Source organism: Cryobacterium sp. Y11, from assembly GCF_002929535.1.
Classification (GTDB): Bacteria; Actinomycetota; Actinomycetes; order Actinomycetales; family Microbacteriaceae; genus Cryobacterium.
In genome coordinates, this window is sequence record NZ_PJJO01000047.1 from 1 (window position 1) to 18,288 (window position 18,288).

22 protein-coding genes and 1 pseudogene are annotated in these 18,288 nt (G+C 61.2%); 17 read left to right on the forward strand and 6 right to left on the reverse strand.

Annotated elements, in window-relative coordinates:
* Window positions 1-225 precede the first annotated feature (225 nt).
* From CXY75_RS03230 to CXY75_RS03270, 9 genes are all read left to right on the forward strand, one after another.
* Entirely contained in the window at window positions 226-783 is a 558-nt protein-coding gene (locus CXY75_RS03230; protein WP_104081426.1) for a hypothetical protein, read from the forward strand.
* A 141-nt stretch (window positions 784-924) separates the two neighbouring features.
* Window positions 925-1,056 carry a hypothetical protein gene (locus tag CXY75_RS20710; RefSeq protein WP_255411757.1) on the forward strand — a complete coding sequence of 44 codons (132 nt, stop codon included), beginning with the start codon at window positions 925-927 and terminating at the stop codon, window positions 1,054-1,056.
* A 192-nt stretch (window positions 1,057-1,248) separates the two neighbouring features.
* Window positions 1,249-1,428: a hypothetical protein gene (locus tag CXY75_RS03235; protein WP_104081427.1), complete on the forward strand. Its 180-nt coding sequence runs from the start codon at window positions 1,249-1,251 to the stop codon at window positions 1,426-1,428.
* 27 nt (window positions 1,429-1,455) lie between these two features.
* Window positions 1,456-1,713 carry a hypothetical protein gene (locus tag CXY75_RS03240; protein ID WP_104081428.1) on the forward strand — a complete coding sequence of 86 codons (258 nt, stop codon included), beginning with the start codon at window positions 1,456-1,458 and terminating at the stop codon, window positions 1,711-1,713.
* A 339-nt stretch (window positions 1,714-2,052) separates the two neighbouring features.
* Window positions 2,053-2,541 carry an alpha/beta hydrolase gene (locus CXY75_RS03245; protein ID WP_104081429.1) on the forward strand — a complete coding sequence of 163 codons (489 nt, stop codon included), beginning with the start codon at window positions 2,053-2,055 and terminating at the stop codon, window positions 2,539-2,541.
* 16 nt (window positions 2,542-2,557) lie between these two features.
* Window positions 2,558-2,824: a transposase gene (locus tag CXY75_RS03250; protein ID WP_104081430.1), complete on the forward strand. Its 267-nt coding sequence runs from the start codon at window positions 2,558-2,560 to the stop codon at window positions 2,822-2,824.
* Window positions 2,825-2,859: 35 nt separating this feature from the next.
* Window positions 2,860-3,213: an IS3 family transposase gene (locus CXY75_RS03255; RefSeq protein ID WP_104081431.1), complete on the forward strand. Its 354-nt coding sequence runs from the start codon at window positions 2,860-2,862 to the stop codon at window positions 3,211-3,213.
* A gap of 285 nt (window positions 3,214-3,498) precedes the next feature.
* Window positions 3,499-3,930, forward strand: coding sequence for a helix-turn-helix domain-containing protein (locus CXY75_RS03265; protein ID WP_104081432.1), 432 nt, complete (start codon window positions 3,499-3,501; stop codon window positions 3,928-3,930).
* Window positions 3,931-4,029: 99 nt separating this feature from the next.
* Entirely contained in the window at window positions 4,030-4,395 is a 366-nt protein-coding gene (locus CXY75_RS03270; RefSeq protein WP_104081433.1) for a hypothetical protein, read from the forward strand.
* 11 nt (window positions 4,396-4,406) lie between these two features.
* Here the strand turns inward: CXY75_RS03270 and CXY75_RS03275 are convergent, their stop codons facing one another.
* On the reverse strand, window positions 4,407-5,195 hold the full coding sequence (locus CXY75_RS03275) for an IclR family transcriptional regulator (RefSeq protein ID WP_104081434.1): 789 nt from the start codon (window positions 5,193-5,195) through the stop codon (window positions 4,407-4,409).
* 128 nt (window positions 5,196-5,323) lie between these two features.
* Here CXY75_RS03275 and CXY75_RS03280 point away from each other — a divergent pair, with 128 nt between their 5' ends.
* Together CXY75_RS03280 and CXY75_RS03285 are read left to right on the forward strand one after the other, a co-directional pair.
* On the forward strand, window positions 5,324-7,102 hold the full coding sequence (locus tag CXY75_RS03280) for a thiamine pyrophosphate-binding protein (protein ID WP_158251101.1): 1,779 nt from the start codon (window positions 5,324-5,326) through the stop codon (window positions 7,100-7,102).
* 506 nt (window positions 7,103-7,608) lie between these two features.
* The gene (locus CXY75_RS03285; protein WP_104081436.1) at window positions 7,609-7,803 is read left to right on the forward strand and encodes a hypothetical protein; all 195 of its coding nucleotides are present in this window, start codon (window positions 7,609-7,611) and stop codon (window positions 7,801-7,803) included.
* Between the two features lie 76 nt (window positions 7,804-7,879).
* On the opposite strand, the pseudogene CXY75_RS03290 reads toward CXY75_RS03285, so the two are convergent.
* Window positions 7,880-9,316: pseudogene (locus CXY75_RS03290) on the reverse strand (integrase core domain-containing protein).
* Between the two features lie 432 nt (window positions 9,317-9,748).
* Here CXY75_RS03290 and CXY75_RS20335 point away from each other — a divergent pair.
* The gene (locus CXY75_RS20335; protein WP_233201711.1) at window positions 9,749-10,030 is read left to right on the forward strand and encodes a hypothetical protein; all 282 of its coding nucleotides are present in this window, start codon (window positions 9,749-9,751) and stop codon (window positions 10,028-10,030) included.
* Here the strand turns inward: CXY75_RS20335 and CXY75_RS03295 are convergent.
* A complete protein-coding gene (locus CXY75_RS03295) occupies window positions 9,916-10,218 on the reverse strand; it encodes an FAD-binding oxidoreductase (RefSeq protein ID WP_233201710.1) in 303 nt (100 codons plus the stop codon). The two genes, CXY75_RS20335 and CXY75_RS03295, sit on opposite strands and share 115 nt — an antisense overlap.
* A 199-nt stretch (window positions 10,219-10,417) precedes the next feature.
* Between CXY75_RS03295 and CXY75_RS03300 the strand changes: the two genes are divergently transcribed.
* Window positions 10,418-11,050, forward strand: coding sequence for a GntR family transcriptional regulator (locus CXY75_RS03300; protein WP_199182346.1), 633 nt, complete (start codon window positions 10,418-10,420; stop codon window positions 11,048-11,050).
* Window positions 11,051-11,109: 59 nt separating this feature from the next.
* Here CXY75_RS03300 and lhgO read toward each other — a convergent pair whose 3' ends face one another.
* The 3 genes from lhgO to CXY75_RS19690 all read right to left on the reverse strand — a co-directional run bounded on the left by lhgO (window position 11,110) and on the right by CXY75_RS19690 (window position 13,388).
* Entirely contained in the window at window positions 11,110-12,315 is a 1,206-nt protein-coding gene (gene lhgO, locus CXY75_RS03305) for an L-2-hydroxyglutarate oxidase (protein ID WP_104081437.1), read from the reverse strand.
* A gap of 270 nt (window positions 12,316-12,585) precedes the next feature.
* Window positions 12,586-12,942: a hypothetical protein gene (locus CXY75_RS03310; protein ID WP_199182347.1), complete on the reverse strand. Its 357-nt coding sequence runs from the start codon at window positions 12,940-12,942 to the stop codon at window positions 12,586-12,588.
* 305 nt (window positions 12,943-13,247) lie between these two features.
* Window positions 13,248-13,388, reverse strand: coding sequence for a hypothetical protein (locus CXY75_RS19690; RefSeq protein ID WP_158251102.1), 141 nt, complete (start codon window positions 13,386-13,388; stop codon window positions 13,248-13,250).
* Between the two features lie 174 nt (window positions 13,389-13,562).
* Here CXY75_RS19690 and CXY75_RS03315 point away from each other — a divergent pair, with 174 nt between their 5' ends.
* The 4 genes from CXY75_RS03315 to CXY75_RS03330 are packed head-to-tail and all read left to right on the forward strand — an operon-like array spanning window position 13,563 to window position 18,275.
* Window positions 13,563-14,771, forward strand: a complete 1,209-nt coding sequence (locus CXY75_RS03315) for an iron-containing alcohol dehydrogenase (RefSeq protein ID WP_104081438.1) — start codon at window positions 13,563-13,565, stop codon at window positions 14,769-14,771.
* Window positions 14,768-16,216, forward strand: coding sequence for an aldehyde dehydrogenase (locus tag CXY75_RS03320; RefSeq protein WP_104081439.1), 1,449 nt, complete (start codon window positions 14,768-14,770; stop codon window positions 16,214-16,216). Before CXY75_RS03315 ends, CXY75_RS03320 begins: the two co-directional genes overlap by 4 nt.
* A complete protein-coding gene (locus CXY75_RS03325) occupies window positions 16,213-16,965 on the forward strand; it encodes an SDR family oxidoreductase (RefSeq protein ID WP_233201702.1) in 753 nt (250 codons plus the stop codon). Before CXY75_RS03320 ends, CXY75_RS03325 begins: the two co-directional genes overlap by 4 nt.
* A gap of 32 nt (window positions 16,966-16,997) precedes the next feature.
* A complete protein-coding gene (locus tag CXY75_RS03330) occupies window positions 16,998-18,275 on the forward strand; it encodes an ABC transporter substrate-binding protein (protein WP_104081440.1) in 1,278 nt (425 codons plus the stop codon).
* Window positions 18,276-18,288: the final 13 nt, after the last annotated feature.

The window sequence follows — 18,288 nt, forward strand, 5'->3', positions numbered from 1 at the left end:
TCTCAGGGTTTTTGAGGGGGAATCAAGAGAAGTGCACTCTTGCTTCCCCCTCAAAAACCCAACAACCATCATCTACGGGCGCCGCTTCAGAATGCCCTCTTGACAAAACCCACCACATATCAGCTAGGCGTGTCCAGCTGAGGTAAAATTGACTGTGCACGTCGCTGCGCCCCCTGACTTAGCGGGTCGACCGCGTGATGTGACCCACCGAGCGAGAAGGCCAGATTGACTGAACAGCGTCCCGATGACACGACGACTCCAGACGAACACGCCAGGTATGCCCTGGCGAGCAAGCTGAATTTGCTGCTGGATGCCGTCGCTGCTGAACGAGGTCACCCTCTGACCTACCGGGAGGTCGCCGCCGCCCTCGAAGCCCGTGGGGTGAGCCTGTCTCGCGCCCGATGGTCGTACATGCTCAGCGGCAGCGGATATCTGGTCACCGACGAACCCCTTCTGCGGGGGTTGGCGGCATATTTTGAGATCAACGCCGACTATCTCCTGGGTGGCGTCGATGTCGCCGAGCCCGAACGAATCGCGGCGGTGAACGAGCTGATCGCGGCCATGCGTGCCGCGAGAGTGCGCACCTTTGCCGCACGAACGCTGGGCCAGGTATCACCCCCCACCCTGCGGGCGATCACGGAGATTCTGAACCAGGTAATCGATCGACCGGCCATTGATAAAAAAACTGACGAACCGGCTCCCGGGGATAACCTCACCCCTCGAGAACAAGCCGCTGCCGAACGGAACCGAGATCTGCAGCCTCTAGCTGCCCCGCAAAAATGATGACCTGATCTTCCACGCCAAAACCGATTCGGAACACCACCGGCAGTAAATCATTTGCCACGAACTGTCCCACATAATCTTCCGCTACGACGAGGCCGCCGGTCCGGCCCTGCACGGCGTCTTGCTCAAAGCGGATGGCCGGTGAGAGCGTTCGGTCATTCCGATTTTCGCGATGAGTTCGAATTGGCGGCCGAAGCACTGGCCGATCTTTTGACCAACGCGATCCGCACCAGCGCCAAGGAGCCCGAGGGGTTTGAGGGAGTCTTCGGATGATGCACCTCATCATCGCCTTTGCCCTCTGGGGACTCGTGGGCGCGCTGGCTATAGGCACCCGCCGGCAGCGGCCGCCTACTCCCTGATCCAATTCACCTACCTGGGCATCGTCGTCGCTCTGACGGGAACGATCTGCCTGCGCTTTGCAGGGCGAATGAGAATCCCCGCTCGTCGGCTCGGGTTCCGCGCATCGTGGGCGCTGGCTGCGGCGCCACCGTTCTCATCGTGCACAGCGTGGTGGGCATGGACCTCGCGCACGTCTTCGGGGCGATGGCCCTCGTGGCACTGTTCGCGAGTGCTTACAACGTGCTGAACATGGCCGCGATCCTGCTCCTCTGTTTCGGTCTGTCCCTCCCGCCGATTCTGGGGTAGGTCGGCAAGAGGATCGACCGGCGGAATGTGCAGAGCGTTCTTCCCGACCTCACCCGAATCTGGAACGACGTGTTTGCCCAGCACGTCGAGTTGGGTGACGAGACTCACCGACACACCCCAGGCACGGCGTCGCGCGACGTCGACACCATTGTACACCGCACGCTGGTCGAAATTCGTGACGCCCTCCTGTTCGACCCGAGGGCTCGTGACCGGCTCACGGATGAGGATCTCGCGTTGCTCACTGCGACCGAGACCCTCATCGGCGCGCAGAGCGCATCAGCGTGAAATTCGGCTACGTCCTGACCGCGGGCGCTCTCGCCGTCGGGGACATCGCTGTTGCGAGCTTGGCCGTCGTCAGACAAGTCGTGAGAACGGATGCGCCGATGCGCGAACCGTTCCGCGTGATCGCGGTCGACGACGTCGCTGCACCTCGGGCCGTGACCCTGCCATCGAACGCGGCGGCGCGGGCACCCGGCCAATACGCGATCTGGTTCGACTCCGGCCGCGGCTACGCGCAGCTCGGGCGGGTCATCGCCGTCGGTGAAGTCGCCTCCCACGTCACGCGCGAGCAGCTCCCGCGGTACTCCGCTTCGAGCAGGCCAATCGGCGCGGTGGAGCGGTGTCGTGCCGTCTCAGGCAACGGATGTCGGGCTGCCGTTCACCGCCGTCACCGCCGCGACCGCGCTCGGTCCCGCGCCGGCTTACCGCTTCGATGCTGCCTCCGATCGGCCACCGGCCTCGACATGGGCGATCCACATCCACGGTCAAGGCGCGACCCGGGCTGGCCCGTTGCGCGGCGTTCCGGTCGCCCACCGTGCCGGAATCTCGTCGCTCGTTGTTTCGTACCGGAACGATCACGAGGCCCCGAGCTCGCCCGATAAAAAGTCGATGCTGGGCCAGACCGAGTGGCGCGATGTAGACGCGGCCGTCGACTACGCCATGGCCCACGGCGCCGAAAGCATCATCCTCGTCGGCTGGTCAATGGGCGCGATGATCGCGCTGCAGCTCACCCGGTCATCCCGGCATCGGAAGCGTGGCCTTGCCCCCGTTGAGTGGACACCTCACAAGAGAGAATGTTCACATGGGAAACACGCGCAGGTAGTTCACTCCTGAGTACAAAGACGAGGCCGTGAAGCTGGTGATCAACACCGGCAGGGCGATTGCGACCGTGGCCCGCGAGCTCGGAATCAACGAGGCCTCGCTGGGCCGGTGGGTCAGCGCTTTCAAGACCAGGAACGATACCGGAGAGACCGGAGTCACCGAGTCTGAACGGGCCGAGCTGCTCCGGCTGCGGAAAGAGAACGCAGACCTGAAACTTGATCGGGCGTTCCTAAAAAAAGCGTCCATCTTCTTCGCCCAGGAAGCATCGGATACGAGTGTAAAGCGTTCGAACTGATACTGGCGGAGAAGACCAACTTCACCATCACCCGCATGGTCCGCCTGCTCGAGGTGTCCCGATCGGGATACTACGTCTGGCTTGACCGGAAGCCCTCGAACCGCACGATTCGGCGGGAGAGCATCGAGCAGAAAGTAGCGTGGTTTCACGGCGACTCCGACGAGGTCTACGGTTCGCCGAGGATCCTCGCCGACCTCCGCGCCGACGGAGAGACCATCTCGCGCAAGACCGTCGCCAAGACCATGCAACGCCTCGGATTGGTGGGCATCTGCCCGAAGAAATGGAGGACCACCACGATCATCGACCACGCCGACGCCAACCCGGACCTGGTTCCGGGAGCTGTCGAGGTGAAGTCACGCGTTCCGTCCTTGTCGAGCATGTGGTTCTGAATGTGCTCGGTTCTGGCGTCCGGGTCAACGGTCGTGGTCTTCTTCCACGCCAGCATTCGCACGGCCCGCAGGCCGCGACTGGTGAGGATGGACCCGACAGTGCCGCAGGCGATGCTGACGCCCTCTTGGCTCAGGATCGTCGTGATCTGATCCCGGCCCGCCATGCCCTTCTCACGCGTGTAGACACGCACCACGTGCGCGTCCAACTCGTCGTGGCGAACCTGCGTCGGGGTGGGCTTCGCGGGGATGAGCCAGCGGTAAAACGAGGCCCGCGAGACCTTCAATTTGCTGGCACATCCAGTCGATGGGAAACGAGGCCTTCTCCGCCAAGATGAACACAAAATAGTCGTTCATCGTTGCTTCGCAGCGAAGAAGGCGCTGACTTTTCCCAGGTTATTTCGAGCTCGGGATAACCCAGGAATTCGATCTCCCTCGATAGCTCAGCATTCTCAGCTTGTAAGCCTTGTATTTGGCCTACTCGACCGGGCCCGGTTCGCCAGCACCGCCGACCTTGGGAAGTTCCTCTTTCCAGACGCGAACGCACCCTCGCCGGCCCCACCACCGCCCGAGCCCCGGGTCGGTGGGCGCCCGACCGTCATAACACCCGACACGCTCGCAGCAGCCAAAGCCCGACAGCAACGCGGCGAAACGCCCACCCAAATCGCCGAAGCCCTCGGCGTCTCACGAGCGACGATCTACCGCCACCTCAACCCTTAGCGCCAACCACCGTTCCATTACCGGCCAGACCTCTGCCTCAACAGTGAAATCAACTTCTACGCCGGCCGCGAGATCATTGGAATCCAACGGGAAGGGGCGTTGGCTGATTACGTCGTCGTTCCGACGGCGAATCTCACGGTCATGCCCGATTCGATCGGCTTTCCCGAGATCACGCTCATCGAATCGGCCGGAGCGGCCAATCATGCCGTCCGTGCGCTCGGCGTCTCGGCGGGCGACACGATTGTGGTGATCGGAACCGGTGGCCTCGGCATGCAGGCTGCGCGTTTGGCCCTGGCCCGAGGTGCCCGCGTCGTCGCGGTCGACACGGATCCCGCGGCACGGCAGAGGTGTATCGATGCCGGGACACACTCCGCCTTCGACCCGGCGGACCCCGGTCTCGTCGAGTCGATCCGCACCACCTCCGACCGCACGAACTCGCCGATACGCATCGTCATCACACCCTGAATCACACTCAACTAACGCGTCGTCGCGTCCAGGAGGCTGGTCGCTTCGCGTGCACTCGCGATCACTGCCGTCACGAGGCCATCCTGCAGATCGTAGGCTCTGCTCGCCGGAGCCCATATGCCGACCGCTCCGAGAACATCGCCGTCTCCGGCGAAGAACGGTGCCGCAATTCCGACGATGCCAGTGTTGTACTCCTGATCATCGAGCGCCCAGCCGCGTTCACGGATTGCGACGAGATCACGATTCAGCGCATCCATGATCGCGGGCTGCTGGTGGAGCGGGACCACGGAGAGAGAGCGAGCCAGTACCGCGTTCCTTTGTTCGTCATCGAGGAATGCCAGCACCGCCCGACCGGATGACCGAACATGCTCGAGCCCGCTAAGCCCGACATACAGGCCCGTCGCGCGAACAGCCTGAGTCCCATCGACGAACGCCGTCAGAACTACGGCATCAACCGAGAGCATCGAAATCCACGCCGTTTCAGAGGTCGATGTCGAGAGCCGGGTGACGAGATCGTTCATCTGCTGTTGCAACGAGAACCCCCGCTTGAAACCGTCGAAGAGAACGGCAGCCTGGAACCCGATCCGCAGAGTGAGATCAGCATTGCGCTCGATGTACCCACGCGAGGCCAGCGTATTGAAAAGGTGGTACGAGGTCGTGATGTTCACACCCAGGCCTTCTGCGACTTCACGAATGGTGGGCGGTGTAGCCGATGTCGCCACCTTCTCGAGAAACGAGAGCGCCCGTTCCACCGTCTGCAGCGTTAAGGTGCCGACGGAGTTCTTTGTTTGGGGGGTCATTCAGCCAAAGTTACCCTTTACCGGGCGTATCAGTTTACCTGCGGTGCGAAATATTAGTAGTATAAGAAATCTATTCCAGTATTTGAATTATGTATCTTCGTGGCGCGCATCACTCAAAGGAGAGATCAATGAATCGGATCGATGCGACGGGCGCAAATGTTGCCACGCTTCCCGGCATCAAAACCCTGACGGGCGCGCAAGCCGTAGCTCACGTCATCGCGGCGCAGGGGCGTCCAATTGTTTACGGCATTCCGGGCGGATATACGATGCACATCTACGATGCCCTGTTCCCTCTGCAGGACAAGGTAGAAACCTACCTAGTGCGACAGGAATCGATCGCGACAGTAATGGCTGAGGCACAGGGCCGACTAACGGGACGGCCCGCCTTTGTGATAGGCCAAGGTGCTTGGGTGCTCGGCAACGCAGGCATTGGAATCATGGAAGCGCACCTGGGTGCGTCACCGGTTGTGCTCCTGATCGATGCGACGGACGGCGGTTCATATTCGCATCTCGGCCCGTACCAGGCGGGCTTCGGTGGGTACGGAGCCTACGATCTGGCCGCAGCGATGTCGGCGATCACCAAGCAGGTCTTTGTTGCCACCGACCCCACACAGGCTCTGCAGATGACTCAACTCGCGGTGAAGCATGCAACAACCGGCGAACCGGGACCAGTGGCCGTGATCTTCCATGGGCGATCGCTCTTCAACCATCTAAATCCGGGAACGGAGCCGCCAACCTACCTCGACCGCTCATATCAGGGACCGGAGTTGCCCACAGCGCCAGATACCACCATCACGGCCGCCGCAGACCTGATTCGCCGAGCGAGCAACCCGGTGATCGTGTCGGGTAACGGCACCCGGCTATCGAAGGCCGAAACACAACTCCTGTCGTTCGCTCAAACCCTGTCCGTCCCTGTTGCCACGACCCCAGCCGGCAAGGGCACATTCCCGGAGAACGACTCACTCGCAACCGGGGTCATCGGGTCATTCGGTCACGCCACCGCGAACGAGGTGGTCGGCGGGGCCGATCTGGTCATCGTGGTCGGTTCGAAGCTCGGTGCAACAGACACCGCAAACATGCATCCTGCTCTCATCAATTCGTCGCGACAGAAACTCCTCCAGATCGATGTCGAACCGCTCAACCTCTCCTGGACTTTCCCCGCCGACCTGCTGGTGCACGGGGACGCTGCGAATTCCCTGTCGCGAATCGAAGCTCAACTCACCGGATATTCGGGCGGAGGTTTCAAGAGGGTCGATGCAGCGCGCAGGAACCACCCGTACTACAACCGGCCATACTCTTCGACACCGGGCGCGCTCAGTGGCCGAGATGTTGTCACCGTGCTCTCTGAAGAACTCGCCGATAACGCTGTCGTCACCTGTGACGCGGGAGAGAATCGCCTGTTCGTGTTGCACGACTTCCAATCAAAGCAGGGCGGAACGATGCTGCAGCCGAACGGCGGTGGTGGAATGGGCTATGCCGTTCCGTCTGCGATGGCGGCCGCGGTGAACTTCCCCGGTCGGCCAGTAGTCGCGGTGTGCGGCGATGGCGGCATCGCCATGTCGCTCCACGGGCTGATTTCGGCGGTCGAGCTCGGTCTGAAGCTGACCGTCGTGGTACTCGACAACAACATCCTGGGTTGGGTCTACAACGGCCAACGGGGACGCACTATCGCCTCCGAGTTCAAGGACTTCGACTACGCCGCGATCGCTGATGCAATCGGTTGTGGGGCGATTCGGGTAGACACGCTCGACGGCTTTCGTGCAGCGCTCCTCGATGCACAACAGAATTCGGGCGTTAGCGTGATTGTCGCGATGACGACCAAATCCGACCGCTATCAGGACATTATGTCGTCGCTCAACTCGCATGATGTTTACGCAGTGCCGCAATTCGACGCCATTGACGAATAGGATCCAGCACACGTATCCGCATGCAGCACCGAACGTGCTCGGGGTCAGCTCACGAATATTCTGAGGGAAGTCACGTGTCCACGAGATGCCATACTGTTGCTCAGACTCAGTACACTCATGCAAGAAGCGCGCGCGGTAGGAGTGCGTCGAGTTCCACAATGCTCATCGTAGATACGTTGAGCTTTGACAAAAAAGCTTATCCATATCGATGCAGCAGTCTGCCGGCCTGCTGGAGAAGCCGAGGGCGGGCGTGCACTATCCGGGCGGTGTCGCTGATCTGCATGCCTGGTTCGGTACCGACGCTGCCTGTCGCAGACTATCTGGATTGGTTGCGGTGGCCGGACGGGTTCGCTGTCCTCACTGCGGAAGCGGGGTCGCGTGGTGGCTGGCCGACGGGCGGTACTCCTGCGGTGGCTGCAAACGTCGGGTCAGCGTGACCGCTGACACGATCTTTCATGGCACTGGCCTTGGCCCCATTAACTGTGTAGTTTGAGGCGGCATGGTTGATGATGACCTCGAAATCGGACACCAGCGCGCTGAACTTACACCGGGTACTCGGTCTGGGCAGCTCCCAGACGTCGTGGGCGATGCTGCACCGCTACCGCGATGTGATGGTCGTGCCAGCGCGGGAGAAACTCTCTGGCACAGTGGAGATGGACGAAACATTCACCGGAGGGGGCAAGCTGGCGAGTAGGGCTTGATGGTAGCGCCAGTCCGGCGACTTAGTGTGTAATCGCGTGACATCGTGGACGCTGGGTCTCATGGCTTCGTGCACAGCTACCGCTCTGGCTCACCGAGCACTGCGGGGAGATCAGTCTGGCGCTGGGCGAACTGTGTCTGATATTCCGCGTTCTTGCGTTCCCAGGGTTTCGTCGGGTGGGTCACGCCAACGCCCTGGATGGAGTAGGAGGCAACGTATCGGCCTCGGACGTTCAGCGCGACCATCGGCAGCGGGAATGAGAACACGATCTCAGCGGTGACGGGATCGGTTAGCAAGAACGCGTCGTCGGTGATCGTCCGGTAGAACGAGCGGTCAGCGTACGTCGTAGGCAGGGAGACCTGGTAACCCTGAAAGTAGACCTGCCGGTTCGCTTTGGTGACCTCCACGAGTGACTGATCCGCGGTTTGCGGCCGCGCGTCGTCGTCGGGCATGACCTGCCCGGTCTTGGAGATCGTCAACGGCGCCCGGTGAAGGTCTGACTGTCGTCGCGAGCGAGCCCGCCGGTACTCCGAGGCTTTCGCCTCCAGCACCGACAGCGGGATCGGCTCGGTCGCTGGCGTGTGCTCGAGCAAGTCCCACGCCGCCCGCGGCGTAGCTTGTTCGAGGGCTTGATGCGGTCGGCGGTTGTTGTAGTGCTCCCGGAAACGCTGGATCCTGACACGGAGATGCTCGAGAGTGGCCGGCCGGTCGGCGTCGAGGAAACGGATCAACGTCTAGTGGGAACGCTCATTCTTGCCCTGTGTGGCGGGCTTGCCCGGCAGCCCGCTGATCGGCATGGTGCCTTTCGATGCCAGAAAGATCTCCACGGAGCCGATCGTGCCTGCGCGCAGTTGGTTGAACGCCAGCGAGTTATCCGATAACACTTCCTGGGGTGCCCCGCATGCGGCGATTGCCCGTTCGAGTACGTCCTTGGCATCAGCACTGTTCTCATGACGCGAATACGCGTCGGAGCCCACGTCGTAACGGCTTGCGTCGTCGAGCAGTTGATACACCGTGACGGTTTGCCCGTTCGCCAGCCGGTACTCGAACGCGTCCAGTTACCACAGCGACATCGCCGTCGCGCGCACGAACGGGATGTAGGACGACTTCGGTCGCTTTCTCGGTGACGCGTCCACCTGCCCGACGCTGGCCAGAAGACGTGCGATCGTCGCCACCGACGGGACCTTCCCTCCGAGGAACCCGCTATCCATGGCCGCTTCGTAGTAGATCGAGCGGGGACCATAATCCCAGCCATCAGTCTTGAGCTGTTTGCGGATCTTCACCACCTCATCCACGACGACCTGCCCATAACGCCGGGCTGGGACATTCGGGGCGCGGGAGCGTGGGTGCAGCGCAGCAGCAACCTCGTGGACAGCTCTCCCTCGGAGCTTGTAGAACACGCTCCGAGAGATCTTCAGAGAGCGGCAGAACCCGATAATCGACAGCGCGTGGGGCTGGGTCGGGTCGTAATTCATGATCGCGGCACGAGTCTGGGGTGAAAGAGAATTCGTCATTCCCCAACTATCACCGGCGCAAGTGTCTCCGACGCTGTGAGACACAGTGTCCACGATGTCATGAGATCGAGTGTCCACGATGCGCTGAGACAGGACACACGAAGCCATGAGACCCAGCGCCCACGAAGTTCTGAGATCCACTGTCCACGATGTCACGCGATTACACACCAACTACCTGGACTGGCGCTACCATCAACCGCTACTCGCCAGCAAGCCCGGCAACATGGCCGGGGCACGGCGGGCAAGGTACTGGTGGTCGGCGCTATCGAGCGGGCACCGAAGGGCCGGCGTGGTTTCGGCCGAGCCCGGATGGCGATCGCCCAAAACACGAAGAGCGACTCGTTACGCGAGTTTATCACCACCAACATCGCACTGTGTTCTCGCATCAGGTTGTTTACACACGCTCTCACGACCTTGTTTACAATCTGTCTCATGACGTTGTTTACGCCCGAAACCGCCGGCGCGCTCAACTGCTCACTGCTGAAGATCTCCCGCATCGAACGCGGACACGTCAACGACAGCAAATTCCTCACCAAATACCGCACCTGGTTCAAGCAGCAAACACCCTCGCAAATCGCCGCTCGACAACTATACGAGCATCACAGTCCACGCCTCGGTGACGGCACTGAAGCGGTCCAGGGCCCCGGTATTGCTGAAGTCGTCGGTGACACGTTGCCATCCTTGGCGTGGCCAAAGATCATGCAGTTGCAGTAGTTGTATTTGTCGAACAATCGGATTAGTTCCATGCAGGTGCGGGCCAGTGCTGGCACCGGCACAACGATGTCTTCAAGGAGCGCGTTGGTGCCTTGTGGACGTGTCTCGCCCACCGCGGGGATGATTCCCTTGCGTAGATGCCACAGCTGGGCACGGATGGCGGAGTCGGTACTGAAATCGGCCGGCATGCTAAGCCCCAGCTGTTCCACAACTTTGAGGCCTGTGGATAGCAGTTCCACCAGTAGAAACTGCCGATGCTTGTGTGAAACGATTCAGGTGCAGTTCAGAGATTGGATGAAGAAAATGAGTGCTGACCCAACGGCCCCTTCCCTAGCAGACGCAGGGTTTGAGGGTGGCGGCGAGCTGCCTGGACGTGGCGGTACTCGCGTGGCCAATTACATCCGATCTGCCATTCTCGACGGTGAGTTCGCGCCGGGGCAGCACATCGGTCAGGAGACTCTCGCCAAGCGGCTCGGAGCCAGCCGGCTACCGGTCCGCGAGGCTCTGCGCGTCCTCGAAGGCGAAGGACTGGTGACGTTTGAGCCAAACAAGGGTGCACGTGTCACAATGATGGATGCAGCGGAGTTGGACCTCCTTTACGGCACCCGCGCACGAATCGAGCCCTTCGTCATCGCCGACTCCGTCCCGCGCCTTTCCCAGATCAGCATCGAACGTGCCGGTTCCATCCTCGATGAGATCGAGGCCGGGGTCGGGGCTGTGGAATTTCTAATCCTGGATCGTGCCTTCCATTTGCTTACTTATGAGGGTTGCCAGAGCAGCCAGTTGACTTCTATTGTCAAGCGGTTGTGGAACTCCACGCAGCAATACCGCCGCGCGTTTGTGACCGAGACAGGTCCCAGTTGGGCTGAGGAAACGAACAGTGAGCACCGGTTGCTGCACAGTGCTATCAAAGGTCGCAACCACGAAGTCGCTGCAACGATTGTGGCCACGCACATCACACGCACCAGGGTCGCGCTGCGACGATCGCCGCAGGTGTTCACCCGGAACAGTGAGGGTTGAACCAAAGACATTCCCTCGCCCTCGAGCTGGCGTAACGTCGTCGCGGATGTGCGAGAGTGTCAGTCGCGGTCTGACCCGAGGATTTTGTCAACGATAAGCGCACCGATCGGGATCGCTGACGTGGCAGCCGGCGATGGAGCATTGCACACGTGGAGTTGGTGATCGGTGGACCGAAACAGAAAATCCTCTACCGACGTGCCGTCCCGCATGATCGCCTGCGCGCGGATGCCTGCGGGGTAAGGCCTCAGATCGGCTAACTCCAGCCCAGGGCAGTACTTACGCACGAGCTTTAGATAGCCGCGCGGGAAATAGGAGCTACGCATTTCCTCTACTCCCGTTTGGATGTTGTTCATGGCGAACCTCCACATACCGGGGAAAGCCAAGAATCGGGCGACATCGCGCCCGGTGATGGAGCCGCGTGGGTATCGCTCGCGTGAGAACCCGAGTACCGCGTTTGGACCGACAGTGATCCGCCCATCAATCGTCGGACTTAAATGGACGCCGAGGAAGGGAAGATCAGGGTCGGGCACTGGGTAGATTAGCCGTTGCACGATGCCCCATCGGTCGTGTGGCAGTTGGTAGTATTCGCCGCGGAAGGGGATGATCTGAAAGTCGATGTCAAGTCCCCCCATCGTGGCAACCCGATCAGCCTGGAGACCTGCGCAGGCGACGAGTTGCCGCGTTTGGTATTCCCCCGTATCAGATCCAACAACCACTTTACCCGATGCGCCAGAGCGCTCATCGATCGAGCGCACCTGTGATCGGGTGATTACCCTCCCACCCATCTGTTCAATGTCGCGAGCCATCGCGTGAGCGACGTCGCGGAAGTCGACGATCCCGGTCGCGGGTGAGATCAGCGCCTCGCGGCCGCGCACATTCGGTTCCATTTCTGCCAGTCGGTCGCGATTGATGTGCTCGACCTTGATACCGTTTTCGGCGGCTCTCTCCGCTAGCGCCTTCAGCCGCTCGATTTCAACGTCATCAGTCGCGACGACCAGCTTGCCAACCGTCTCGTAGTGAATTCCGTGCTCGTCGCAGAAGTCCTTGGTGGCCTTTTCACCCGCACGACACAGCCGAGCCTTAAGCGAACCCGGTGCATAGTAGAGGCCCGCATGGATGACGCCGGAGTTGTGCCCGGTCTGTGCGCTCGCGACGTCGTCGGCCTTCTCAAGGACGAGGACCGATATTCCAGGCCGACGCCGCAGCGCTTCTCGTGCGGTCGCCAGGCCAACGATGCCGGCGCCGATAACGATCAGGTCTTCCATGGCTTACCTCCGGTGTTGAAGTTCTTGGCGGCGACAGCCCTGCCACCGCATGTCCCCATGGAATAACCTTATCTATGGATCCAATAGTAGGAAGGTTGCAAATCAAACTAGCACTCCGCGCGCGCCGCTTCATAGGCGAGCGGGGTTGGAAGTGACTTATTCTGCTGCCTTGTTCTCAGGTTCGGCATGGAATCTGGGCCAGCCCCTATTGCCTCATGTCGATACCTCCGGCAAGGTCTTTCATTGCCTCAAATGCGAACCTCCGCGGACTTAGTGATTGAACGAGTGGTTGACGGCCGGTTTGGACACCCCGGGCTTCTTGGCGAGTGACAGGGTCTCGAGCTCCCCGGTGAGGGCCAGAATCTTCCTGGATAGGGCCGCTGGCTTGAGCTGTTTGAACTGCGCATTCATCTGAATGATCGGTCGTTTCCGCACCATCTCGTCCGCGATCGCGCGTTGGTACGGGGTCACCGCTGTGTCGTACTTCTTGGTCACCTTCGCGCCGTGTTGCTGCTTGAATACCAGCTTTTTCTGGGGCAGGAGGCAGTTCGTGAAGATGCGGTCTAGTTCCCAAATCTCGTTGAGTTTGGCCAACTCGGACGGGGTGTCGTAACGGAGGTAACTCACCAATTCCCGGACATGGGTTCAGGTCTTCTGCTCAACGTGCGCCCCGTCGTTGCTATGCTGTGACCGGGACCTCGTGAAGGTAATCTTGTGGTCGAGGCAGTACCGGTAGAAGTGCTCGTTGATAAATTCCGAGCCGTTGTCCGACCTATGCCGACATCGGCATGTCGTTAGTGCGTAGACGGTCATCTCAGATCGTGTTGAGCTTTCGGACCTTGGTCAACGATTTGACGGTAGGTGGTCGGCGCTTGGTGCACGCCCAGTCCAAGCAATGTTTGAAACGCTGCCATGGTCGTGCTGCGCCGATTCTAGCGGAACGTGAAGTCGTTCATGTAAACGTCGAGATATTCGTTGACGACCGACTCGTCCAGAATGCGGGACTTACCCGCTCGGTCCGTGCTCCAATACGAGAGCGCCTTCTTCTTCGTCATAGCCTGCCGCTGCGTCATCGTCAGCTCCATAGAAACGGATTTAACGCACATCTACCACCAAGTCAGAAACTACGCCGCAAAGCGGAAGTTTTTTATGAGCCAATGCAAACACTTGACGGTGAATGTGATAGCTGACAGACTGCCAGAAATAGTGGATCCAATATAGTGAATGACGAAAGGAGCCGGACTTCGATGATGACCTCTGGTGGTACGACCGCTGCGCCCGCTATTTTCCTGTCTCCCGCATGCACGTGGATTGGTCCGGGTGCGCTGACTTCGCTCGCAAATGGGCTCATTTCAGCTGGTACAGCCGTCGCCGGGCCGGTGTTGGTCGCTGCCGACATCGCACTCGTAAAGAACAACCTCCTCGACGGCGCCCTCGACGCGCTGCAAGGCGCCGGGTACGAGCCGACCGTGCTCTCCGACTTTGGCCCAGAGCTGACTGCAGTACAGGTCGACGCTGCGGCCACGACAGCACGTGAGATCGGCGCGGTCGCCGTTGTCGGCATCGGAGGCGGTTCTGTGCTGGACGCGGCGAAGATGATAGCGCTATTGGTCACGAACCAAGGCAACAGTTCGGACTGGTTCGGCGTCGTCGAGCCATCAGTCACCCGGCCGCCGCTCGTCCTCGTGCCGACGACCATCGGCACCGGCGCCGAGGTGACCCGTATTTCGATGATCACCGAAGGTGGGGAAAAACGCATCGCCTCAAGCCAGTCCTTCGTCCCGCAGCTCGTGGTCCTGGACCAGGAGCTCGTGGCCAGCCTCCCGCCCCACGTCAAGGCCTCCACCGGGCTGGACGCGCTTGCCCACGCTGTCGAGTCCATTCTATCCAAGAACAGCACGGTGATGACCGAGCACAACGCGGTCGAGACTATCCGTATTACGATGACTGACCTGGTCAACGCCTACGATGGTGACCCCGACGCGACTGGCCGCATGCTCTTCGCGGCATACCTTGCGGGTCTCGCGCTCAACTCCGGAGTCGTGCTCGGCCACAGCCTCGGTTATGCGATCAACCATGAAAAACCCATGCCCCACGGCACGACGACGGGCCTGGCGTTGGCATACACGATTGCCTATAACCAGTACGTCGACGAACGTAAGGCCAAGCTTCTCGCCCGGGCGCTGACCTTGGGTGGATCAGAGGACCTCCGCGTGGCTGCCGAACACGTGTTGGCGCTCGTGCGCAGGGTCGGCCAGCCCGCCACGCTCGACGAGGCGGGCGTGCCCGCGGGTGTCGACGGGGAGGTTGCCCGCCGCACTGTTGAGCTCTACCCCCGCCCCGCCAACCCGGAGAGTATGGACACCGAGCGTGTCCATGCTCTCCTATCAGCCATGCGCGACGGCGATCTCGATAAGGCGTTCGCCGTTACCGCCAGAAAGGACGCCCGACCATGAAGATCACCGGAAACCTTGTTGACGGCAAGATTCTTGAGCCCGCGACGAGCGATTTTATCGACGTGACCAACCCGGCAGACTCGGAGCAGCTCGTTGGGCGTGTTCCCGCAATGACTGCGGAGGACATCCATGCCGTTTATGAGGCCGCTGTGATTGGTGCCCGCACCTGGCGTGAGACGGGCGTTCTGGCACGCGGGGAAATTCTGCGGGCGGCAGCTGCCAAGGTCTGCGACGAGTCCGATGCGTTGGCTCTGCTCATAGTCCATGAGATGGGCAAGACACTCGCCGAGGCCCGGGTCGAGGTGAAGAAGACGGCGGACTTCTTCGACTACTACGCCGGTCAGGCTCGGCTGCCGTACGGCGAGTTGCTCGCAGACGCCCGGCCTGGAACCTACGCGCGCGTCATCCACGAGCCGCTCGGCGTCGTACTGCTTATCACTCCATGGAACGATCCGCTGCTCACGCCGGCCCGCAAGATGGGTCCGGCATTGCTGGCAGGCAACGCCGTCATCATCAAGCCCGCCACAGCAGCCCCCCTTATTGTTTTGGAACTCGCCCGTATCTTCAATGAAGTCGGGCTGCCGGCGGGCGTCTTGGGAACCGTGACCGGGCGTGGGAGCGACATCGGCGACACTCTGCTCGAGAACAAAGCCCTCAGGGCGGTCAGTTTCACGGGTTCCACGTCCGTGGGTCTGGAGTTGCAGAAGCAACTCGCTGGTCGGCCGGTACGCGTCCAGACCGAAATGGGCGGCAAGAATGCTATCGCCGTCCTCGCTGACGCGGACATAGCTGTGGCAGCGAAGGAGATCGTTTCTGCGGCTTTCGCCCAGGCCGGTCAGCGCTGCACCGCAACCTCGCGGGTCGTCGTCGTTCAGAAGGTAGCTACTCAGCTTATTGCAGCTCTCCGGGAGCAAATGGGAGCACTCAAGATCGGCGCCGGTGATGCTGAAGGGGTAACCCTCGGCCCGGTCGTTTCGACCGCTGCCCGTGAGGAGATATTCGATCACATCCAACGGGCCCTCGGGGAATCCGCTGAACTGCTAGAAGGGGGCGCGCACGCACCCGAGGGCGCCCTGGACCGCGGAGCCTTCGTCAGCCCGACCCTGCTGAAGGTCACCAGGGACCAGGCCATCTGGCGCGAGGAGGTGTTCGGCCCGGTTCTAGGAATTCTCGAAGTCGGCGACGAGCAGGAGGCCGTCGACGCGGTGAACGACTCGGTCTACGGACTCGCGGCCGGGGTGTTCACCAACGATCTGGGAGCAGCTGAACGCTTCATTACCCAGGCGGAAACCGGACAAGTCTCAGTGAACCACCCGACAACCGGCTGGGACGTCCACCATCCGTTCGGCGGGTTCGGCTACTCCGGATCCCCGTTTAAGGAGCAGGGACTGGATGCGCTGCAATTTTACACTCGCACGAAGACCGTCGCCGTGCGTGCGTTGTGAGCGGCATTCTCGACAGCTTTTCCCTCAGCGGGCGTCGTATCCTCGTCACCGGGGGCAGCCGGGGATTGGGGCAGGCCATGGCCCGCGGACTATCCCAGGCGGGTGCACGGGTGGTGGCCGTCGCACGGACATCGGTGGAGGACGAGGCCGACAGCGGAGTGCACCATGTGGTCGGTGACCTGTCGGACATTGCACGAGTAGGCTCCCTGGTGGACGAAGCCGAGAAGTTTCTTGAGGGCACGGTGGACAGCGTAGTGCACGCGGCCGGTGTGCAGCACCGCGCCCCTGCCGTCGACTTCCCGATCAATGAGTGGGAGCGCGTTGTCAGGGTGAACCTGACGGCACCCTTCGCTCTCAGTCAGGAGATCGGGCGCCGCCAGATCAACGCAGGCATCGAGGGCAGTCACGTGTTTGTCGCCTCGCTTACCTCGACGTTGGGCCTGCCGAACATCGCTGCCTACAGTGCCACCAAATCCGGAGTCATGGGACTCGTTCGCTCACTTGCAGTGGAGTGGGCGGAGCAGGGAATCAGGGTCAACGCGATCGGCCCAGGTTATTTCCGGACGGCGCTGACCGAAAATCTCTTTAGAAACGAGGAGGCCCGCGAAGGGCTCCTGAGACGCATCCCCCAAAAACGCTTCGGCAATCCGGATGACCTCTCCGGCGCGCTTATCTTCCTAGCGTCGGACGCTTCGACGTACGTCACCGGCCAGTTGGTAATGGTCGACGGCGGCTGGACAGCCGCTTAAACAGCACACAACACGAAAAAAAGGAGTCAAAGATGACAACTAGCAAGATAAGCGGCTCCGCCCGGCGGCACCGCACTATGAGTGTTGCTACAGTGCTCACCGTTACCATGGTCCTCACCGGATGCGGCGGCGGCGAAGGCGGAGCGGAAGGCGGCGAAGAATCCGGTCCGATCAGGATCGCGGCCCTCTACCCAACGAGCGGCTCGCTGGCACTCCTCGGCGAGGAATCCTGGCGTGGCGCCAATATCGCTGCCCAGCAGATCAACGAGGCCGGCGGCATTAACGGGCGCGAAGTGGAGCTTGTTCAAGCTGACGTCCCGGACGTGAACGGGGCGACCTCCGAAGCGCGGCGGTTGCTTGACGGCGAAGGACTCGAACTCGCCATCGGAACCTACTCTTCCTCGCTGGCATTGGCCGCCTCCGAGGTCTATGCCCGCGGCGGCGGCACGTATGCAGAACTTGGCGCCATTAGCGAGGAGTACAACGATCGCGGGTACGAGAACGTGTGGCGCATCAATCCCTCGGCCGGCAATTTCGCCGAGGTGCAGATCGAGTTCATCTCCGAGTTCGTCGCTCCTGAGCTTGGCATCGGTCTGGACGAGGTTGAAGTGCTCTTGGTACATGAGGACTCCTCTTATGGGTCCTCGGTCGTTCGCTCGGTCGAGACCTTGGCAGCGGAGGCCGGCATCACCAACATCGAGTACGCGCCGTACAACGCTAAGTCCACCGATTTGTCCTCCACAGTGCTCGGCATCGAACAGGCGGACCCGGACGTAGTGATCGCTGTGTCCTACGCCTCGGACGCGATCCTGCTAGCTCGCCAGATGGAGGAAAATGGAGTGGTCGTCCCGGCATTCATCGGTACTGGTGGCGGACACGCGCTCAGCAGCTTCGGTGAGACGCTCGGCGCTGCAGCGGATTACGTCTTCAATGTGGACTTCCCCCAGTACGCGATTAACCCTGAGGCCACCCCCGGGCTCGAAGAGTTCGTGACAATGTACGAGGAAGAGTACGGCGAGAGCCCAGCCTCCGGCCACTCCTTGGCCAACTTCATGGGCGCGAATGTAGTGTTCGACATTCTGGAGCAGACTGGTGGAGATACCTCGGCCGAGGCCTTCGGCGAGGCAGCTGCGGCATACACGGCCGAAGAAGGGACTACGGCCACCGGGTGGGGCGTGGGCTTCAACGATGCCGGGCAAAACACCTTGGCTACGACCTATGTCATGCAGTGGCGCGACGGAACACTGGAGACTGTCTACCCCGAGCTGGTGGCCACCATCGAGCCGCAGCTAGCAACCGAGGGCCAGTAATAATCCAACTGAC

Excerpts from the sequence above, each read along its gene's own strand:
- lhgO (WP_104081437.1), bottom strand. The coding sequence starts at position 12,315 with ATGGAAGACCTGATCGTTATCGGCGCCGGCATCGTTGGCCTGGCGACC.
- CXY75_RS03275 (WP_104081434.1), bottom strand. The coding sequence starts at position 5,195 with ATGACCCCCCAAACAAAGAACTCCGTCGGCACCTTAACGCTGCAGACG.
- CXY75_RS03285 (WP_104081436.1), top strand. The coding sequence starts at position 7,609 with ATGATGACCTCGAAATCGGACACCAGCGCGCTGAACTTACACCGGGTA.
- CXY75_RS03255 (WP_104081431.1), top strand. The coding sequence starts at position 2,860 with ATGGTCCGCCTGCTCGAGGTGTCCCGATCGGGATACTACGTCTGGCTT.
- CXY75_RS20335 (WP_233201711.1), top strand. The coding sequence starts at position 9,749 with ATGACGTTGTTTACGCCCGAAACCGCCGGCGCGCTCAACTGCTCACTG.
- CXY75_RS03280 (WP_158251101.1), top strand. The coding sequence starts at position 5,324 with ATGAATCGGATCGATGCGACGGGCGCAAATGTTGCCACGCTTCCCGGC.
- CXY75_RS03295 (WP_233201710.1), bottom strand. The coding sequence starts at position 10,218 with ATGCCGGCCGATTTCAGTACCGACTCCGCCATCCGTGCCCAGCTGTGG.
- CXY75_RS03320 (WP_104081439.1), top strand. The coding sequence starts at position 14,768 with ATGAAGATCACCGGAAACCTTGTTGACGGCAAGATTCTTGAGCCCGCG.
- CXY75_RS03315 (WP_104081438.1), top strand. The coding sequence starts at position 13,563 with ATGATGACCTCTGGTGGTACGACCGCTGCGCCCGCTATTTTCCTGTCT.
- CXY75_RS03330 (WP_104081440.1), top strand. The coding sequence starts at position 16,998 with ATGACAACTAGCAAGATAAGCGGCTCCGCCCGGCGGCACCGCACTATG.
- CXY75_RS19690 (WP_158251102.1), bottom strand. The coding sequence starts at position 13,388 with ATGACGCAGCGGCAGGCTATGACGAAGAAGAAGGCGCTCTCGTATTGG.